Source organism: uncultured Desulfovibrio sp. (assembly GCF_944324525.1).
Classification (GTDB): domain Bacteria; phylum Desulfobacterota; class Desulfovibrionia; order Desulfovibrionales; family Desulfovibrionaceae; genus Desulfovibrio.
The window spans coordinates 42,326-48,900 of sequence record NZ_CALUWS010000021.1 but is presented as its reverse complement, the minus strand read 5'-3'; the positions used below and the strand labels follow the sequence as shown (position 1 = coordinate 48,900).

5 protein-coding genes are annotated in these 6,575 nt (G+C 64.7%); 2 read left to right on the top strand and 3 right to left on the bottom strand.

Annotated elements, in window-relative coordinates; translation table 11 throughout:
- Positions 1-626: 626 nt before the first annotated feature.
- The 3 genes from Q0K12_RS07080 to Q0K12_RS07070 all read right to left on the bottom strand — a co-directional run bounded on the left by Q0K12_RS07080 (position 627) and on the right by Q0K12_RS07070 (position 3,491).
- Positions 627-2,012, bottom strand: a complete 1,386-nt coding sequence (locus tag Q0K12_RS07080; RefSeq protein WP_297261436.1) for a PFL family protein — start codon at positions 2,010-2,012, stop codon at positions 627-629.
- Positions 2,013-2,086: 74 nt separating this feature from the next.
- Positions 2,087-2,917, bottom strand: coding sequence for a hypothetical protein (locus Q0K12_RS07075; protein ID WP_297261434.1), 831 nt, complete (start codon positions 2,915-2,917; stop codon positions 2,087-2,089).
- 10 nt (positions 2,918-2,927) lie between these two features.
- Positions 2,928-3,491: an ACT domain-containing protein gene (locus Q0K12_RS07070; protein ID WP_297261432.1), complete on the bottom strand. Its 564-nt coding sequence runs from the start codon at positions 3,489-3,491 to the stop codon at positions 2,928-2,930.
- Positions 3,492-3,829: 338 nt separating this feature from the next.
- On the opposite strand from Q0K12_RS07070, the gene lysS reads away from it, so the two are divergent.
- Positions 3,830-5,335 (top strand): lysine--tRNA ligase, encoded by a 1,506-nt coding sequence (gene lysS, locus Q0K12_RS07065; RefSeq protein ID WP_297261438.1) that lies wholly within the window; start codon positions 3,830-3,832, stop codon positions 5,333-5,335.
- Positions 5,336-6,571, top strand: coding sequence for a lipoprotein-releasing ABC transporter permease subunit (locus Q0K12_RS07060; protein ID WP_297261430.1), 1,236 nt, complete (start codon positions 5,336-5,338; stop codon positions 6,569-6,571).
- The last annotated feature ends 4 nt before the right edge of the window (positions 6,572-6,575 follow it).

Genomic DNA, 6,575 nt, shown 5'->3' with positions numbered 1-6,575 from the left:
CCCCTCCCCCGCGCCCCCTCCCCTCGAAAACTTTACTCTGGTCGCTCCAAGCTTTCGTAACGCGCCTGCCGCCACTTTGTCCGCCGGTCCCCCGGCGGCATGGCAAAAAGGCAGGAAAAAAAGCTACGCCGGATGGCGGCAGAAAAAAAGAGGAGAGATCCCCCTCCCCTCGAAAACTTTACTCTGGTCGCTCCAAGCTTTCGTAACGCGCCTGCCGCCACTTTGCCTGCCGGTCCCCCGGCGACATGACAAAAAGGCAGGGAAAAAAGCTACGCCGGATGGCGGCAGAAAAAAAGAGGAGAGGTCCCCCTCCCCTCGAAAACTTTACTCTGGTCGCTCCAAGCTTTCGCAACGCGCCTGCCGCCACTTTGTCCGCCGGTCTCCCGGCGGCGTAACTGGAAAGACAGGAAGCAGGGAAGCTCCGAAAGACGGCCGAAACGACGGCGAGAGCAGTTGTTGCGTTACGCTTGATGTCAATGAAGGAAAGCCGGGACGATACGACAGCGCACCATTGCCTGGATAAAGCGCGCGGGGGAGGGATGGGGGGCGTGGGGGGAAGGGGACACCGCCCGCGCGAGGCGCGGGGTCCCCTTCCCCCCACAATGCAGTCCCTGCAAGAAAGCAGACTAGTTCTTCAGGCTATGGATAGGCGCGGGGATACGTCCGCCGAGGCTGATGAAGCCGGAGGCGTCGCCGCGGGGGACGGGGATGATGGCGGCCTTGCCGAGCAGGCCGCCGAAGGAGACTTCCTCGCCCACGCCCTTGCCGGGAACGGGGATGACGCGCACGGCGGTGGTCTTGTGGTTGATCATGCCGATGGCCATTTCATCGGCGATGATGCCGGAAATGCTGCTGGCGGGGGTATCGCCGGGGATGGCGATCATGTCGAGGCCCACGGAACAGACGCTGGTCATGGCTTCGAGCTTTTCGAGGCTGAGCATGCCGGAAGTGGCGGCGGCCTCGATGCTGGAGTCTTCGGAGACGGGGATGAAGGCCCCGGAGAGCCCGCCCACGGAAGAGGAGGCGAACGCGCCGCCCTTTTTCACGGCGTCATTGAGCATGGCGAGCACGGCGGTGGTGCCGGGCGCGCCGATGCTGGACAGGCCCACGGACTGGAAGATCTCGCCCACGCTGTCGCCCACGGCGGGGGTGGGGGCCAGCGAGAGGTCGGCCACGCCGAAGGGCAGGCCGAGACGGTGGGCCACCTCGGTACCGATCATCTCGCCCACGCGGGTGACCTTGTAGGCGGTGCGCTTGATGACTTCGGCAACGTCCAGCAGGGTCATGGGCTGGCCGCGGTCGTTGCGGCCGGTCTCAAGGGCGCGGTCGATGGCCTTTTTCACCACGCCGGGCCCGGAGACGCCCACGTTGATGACCACGTCCGGCTCGCCCACGCCGAGGTAGGCCCCGGCCATGAAGGGCACGTCCTGCGGGATGTTGGCAAAGACCACGAGCTTGGCGCAGCCGAGGCCGCCCCGGTCGCGCGTGGCTTCGGCCACCTTGAGGATCTGGCGGCCCATGAGGGCCACGGCGTCCATATTGATGCCGCTGCGCGAGGAGGCCACGTTGATGGAGGAGCAGATGCGGTCCGTGGAGGCCAGCGCTTCGGGCAGGGCTTCGATGAGTGCGCGGTCACCCTTGGCGAAGCCTTTTTCCACGAGGGCGGAAAAACCGCCCAGAAAGTCCACGCCCGCCTCCTTGGCGGCCTCGTCCAGGGCACGGCAGACGCGCACCATGCCGTCCGGGCCGAAGGGAGCGCCCACCACGGCGATGGGGCTGACGCTGATGCGTTTGTTGACCACGGGGATGCCGTACTTGTCGCCCACTTCATCGCAGACGCTCACGAGCTGCGAGGCATAACGGCGGATCTTGGCCCGCACGTTGTCGGTGAACAGTTGCAGGTCATGGCTCACGCAATCGAAAAGGCTGACGCCGAGCGTGACGGTGCGCACGTCAAGGTGTTCGTTGCGGAGCATGTTCAGGGTACTGGTGACTTCGCGTTCGGAAAGCATAGGGTATCTCCAGAAAGAGCGCCACAGGGACGCCGTTGATTGCTGTTGCGTTATGGAGCGGCGTACGGGGGCGGCTACCAGACAAAAGCGGAGAGATCGCGCATGGCCTGCCGCATCGCCTCGGTCGTGTCCGTCGTTTCCTCGGCGGCGGCCATGAGCAGACAGAGCGCCCGCCCGTCAGAGGAAAGGGCGGCATGGCGTTTCGGCCCGGCCGTCCAGTGCGCGCCTTCCGGCGCAAGCTCTCCCCAGAAGGCTTCCAGGGCCGCCAGCAGTTCCGGCTTTTCCAGCCAGGCGGCGGAATAGGGCAGGATGGCCGCCAGCAGTTTGCCCTCGGCAGCGCCCGGCAGCGAGCGCACATAGACCGTACAGCCGAGTTCCTCCTCCCGGCCCTGATCCTCGGGGGAAAAGGTCCCCAGATAACGGATCGGATCGGCGGGCGGGGCCAGCAACTCTCCCGGCACGGCATAGGCGCCCGCGAATGCGGCCAGCATGGGGGCGGCCTCCTGCCGCCGCCAGATGGATTCCGGCTGTCCGAGCAGGACGAAAAGCCCGGCCCCCTTTCCCTGCTTGCGGGGAGCAAGCAGGAGGAGCCCTTCCTCACTGCTGCGGACGAGGGCATCCCCCAGGCGGCGGTAGCCTTCTTCCGTGCTGGTGGACAGGTCGATGTCTTCGGCGCAGGCCATGAGGGCGAACAGTTGGTCCGTGCGCGAATAGCTCCGGCAGCCCGCGAACACGCCCTCGGGCGCTTCGCCTGACGCCGTCCAGCCCTCGGGAGGGCTGACCTCCAGCGAGGCCGCCGGCGCGGCGGCCTGCCCTCCTTCCGCGGTCTCGCCCGGCGCGGCGGCAGCCGCAAGCGTGGGACAGGCGAGCCAGACAGCCAGCAAAAGCAGCGCGGCGCTTCGCATGGCCGGTCCCTCAGAACGAGGCCACGCGGTGCACCGCCTCGAAAATGTCTCGATGCTGCACGCTCACGCGCAGGTCATGCTTCTTGCCTTCCACCATGAGTTCACGGCGCAGGCGGCCGAGGTCCACATCCTCCGGCACCATGACTTCGAACACGAAGAGCGCATGGTTGGGCCCGCCTTCGCCCAGGATGGCCTTGAGGCTTTCGATATTGATGCTGTGCTGGGCGAATATGCGGCTCATGGCCGCGATCTGCCCGGTATGGTCCGGCCCGTCGGCCGTCACCACGAAGGGCTCGCAGACGAGCCCCGTGCCCCACTGGCCTTCCACGGCCGGGCGCACCAGGACGGACAGATCCTGCCCTGCGGCCTCCAGCCCGGTCAGCAGCAACCGCCGCAACTCTTCCTGCTCCAGCGAGTCGGGGGCCTGCACAATAAAAATGGCGGCAAACTCGCCGGCCAGGATGGTCTGCGTCACCTCCACGATGTTGCAGCCGCTCTGGCCGAGGATCTGGCTCACAGTGGACACGGCTCCGGGGCAGTCCCGCCCCAGAAAGGAAATACTCAGTTTTTTCATCTGCGCCTCGTTTGTAATAGGACACCAAGGGGTGCACTATGGCGTATCGCGCCAAGAAAGACAAGTCGCCGTCCCTCGTGCCGGGAGAAGAAAGCAGAAGGAAGGCACATCACGCTCGATCGCTCGCCGTCCCGCACAGGGAGAAGACACCGGGGGAAGAAACGCCCTCCCGCGCGGGCCGGGTTCTTGACTGCCGCCGAGGCTTGGACTAGGCTGCTCCAGCAATTATTGGCGCGTACGCCGCGAGGAGATGTATTGTGGAAGATCGGGAAAAGAGTCCGCAGAAGCCCAGGGTGAAACTGAACACCAAGTCCGCCCATGCCGCCTACTTCATGCCCATGCTGGAAGGGCTTGCCAAACGCGACGACCTCAACGAGGTGGTCAAGAATCGCGTGGTCAAGGCCTGTGACCTGCTGGACGCCGGCGTGCCGCTCTTCCCCAACGACTTCCGCAAGGAGCATGCCATCGGCGAAGTGCTCGAGCAGTTCGGGGAACTGGAAGGCGAGGCGCTGGAGCAGGCCGGGGATGTCTTTGCCCTGGCCGGGCGCATCGTGTCGCTGCGCAGTTTCGGCAAGGTGCTGTTCTTCCACCTCATGGATCAGAGCGGCCGCATCCAGTGCTACGCCAGTCGCGACGAGCTGCCCGAAGACGTCTTTGCGGTGGTGAAGAAGCTGGACGTGGGGGATATCGTCGGCGTGTCCGGGCATCTGTTCCGCACCAAGACCAATGAACTGACCATCGCCTGCCGCAGCCTCAAGCTCATCACGCGTTCCATGCGTCCCCTGCCGGAAAAGTATCATGGCCTGAAGGATATGGAGACGCGTTACCGCCAGCGTTATGTCGACCTGACGGTCAATGAGCGCGCGCGGGACATCTTCCGCAAGCGCAGCCTCATCGTGAGCGAGTTCCGCTCCTTCCTGCAGGAAAAGGGCTTCATGGAGGTGGAGACCCCCATGATGCAGCCCCTTGCCGGCGGGGCCACGGCCCGCCCCTTCATCACGCATCACAATGCGCTCGACCTGCAGCTCTACATGCGCATCGCGCCGGAGCTCTACCTCAAGCGCCTGCTGGTGGGCGGCTTTGAAAAGGTCTTCGAGCTCAACCGCAATTTCCGTAACGAAGGCATCGACACCCGCCACAATCCCGAATTCACCATGTGTGAATTCTACTGGGCCTACGCCACTTTCCGCGACCTCATGGACCTGACCGAAGAGCTCTTTGCCCGGCTGGCCCAGAAGGTGTGCGGGAGCACCGTCATCACCTATCAGGGACAGGAGATCGACCTGACGCCCGGCCACTGGAAGCGGATGACCTTCCATGAGTCGCTGGAGCAGGTCGGCGGGCACGCGCCGTCGTTCTACACCGACTACAACAAGGTCAAGGCCTACCTCAAGGAACGGGGAGAAAAGGTGGCGGACGGCGAGGAGCTGGGCAAGATGCAGGCCAAGCTCTTTGATCTGGATGTGGAAGAAAAGCTCATCCAGCCCCATTTCATCTACCACTACCCCACGGCCATCTCGCCGCTTTCCCGGCGCAACGACGCGAACCCGGACATCACGGACCGTTTCGAGCTCTTCATGACGGGACGGGAAATGGCCAATGCCTTCTCGGAACTCAACGATCCCATGGATCAGCGCAACCGCTTCGAGGCGCAGGTGCGCGAAAAGGAAGCCGGGGACGACGAAGCCCATTGCATGGACGAGGACTACCTCCGCGCGCTGGAATACGGCATGCCTCCCGCCGCCGGACAGGGCGTCGGCATCGACCGTCTGGTCATGCTGTTGACGGATTCGGCCTCCATCCGTGAGGTCATCCTCTTCCCGCTGCTGCGGCCGGAGTATTAGGTGGGCCGATCCTCCTTCGCCCTCTTCGTGGCCCGGCGCTATCTCTTTTCGCGCCGCAAGCAGACCTTCATCTCGGTCATCTCGCTCATGTCCATCCTGGGCGTGGCTCTGGGGGTCGGCGCGCTGGTGGTCGTGCTGGGGGTCTACAACGGTCTGACCACCGACATGCGGGACAAGATCCTGGGCGCCAACGCGCACGGCATCGTCATGTCCTATCAGCCGGCGGCCTTCCAGCGCATGCCCGACTTGCGGGAGCGGACGCTCAAGGTCCCCCACGTCACCGGGGCTACGCCCTTCATCTATACCGAATGCATGGTCTCCGCCAACGGCAGCGTCAAGGGCATCGTGCTGCGCGGCGTGGATCCGGCCACGGCGCCGGAGGTGGTCACCATGCTGGCCAGGCTGCGCCAGGGCGCGGTGGGCGATCTGGTGCGCGAAGGCCTGCCGGGCATCATCATCGGCGATGAACTGGCCCGCCGCCTCGGCGTGGTGCTCGGCAGCCGGGTGAACCTGCTCACCCCGTCGGGCAAAAAGGGCGCGGCCGGCTACCAGCCCGACGTCCGGCCCTTCGTGGTGGTGGGCACCTTCAAGACCGGCATGTTCGAATACGATTCCTCGCTGGCCTTCGTGGCGCTGGACGTGGCCCGCAACGTGCTGGGCCTGCCGGACGGCTACCTGACCGGCATCGAGATCACCGTGGACGACCTCTTCCGGGCCGACGTCATCGCCAACGAGCTGGCCGGGGAGCTGGGCAGTCCCTTCTACGTCCGGCACTGGATGGAGATGAACGCCAACCTCTTTGCGGCGCTCAAGCTGGAAAAGGTCGGCATGTTCATCCTGCTGGCCATGGTGGTGCTCATCGGCTCCTTTTCCATCGTGACCTCCCTGGTCATGCTGGTCATGGAGAAGACGCGCGATATCGCCATCATGATGTCCATGGGGGCCACCAGCCGCATGATCCGCAACATCTTCATGCTCCAGGGCACCATCATCGGCCTTGTCGGCACGCTGCTGGGCTACGGCATGGGGCTCACCCTGGGCTGGGCCCTGCGCAAGTACCGCTTCATCAAGCTGCCGGAAAACGTCTATACCCTCGATCATCTCCCCATCATCATCACTGTCCAGGATGTGGTCATCGTGGGCGCCAGCGCCATGCTGCTCTGCTTTCTGGCCACTCTCTACCCGGCACGGCAGGCCGCCCGGCTCGTTCCGGCCGAAGCTCTGCGCTACGAATAAACGC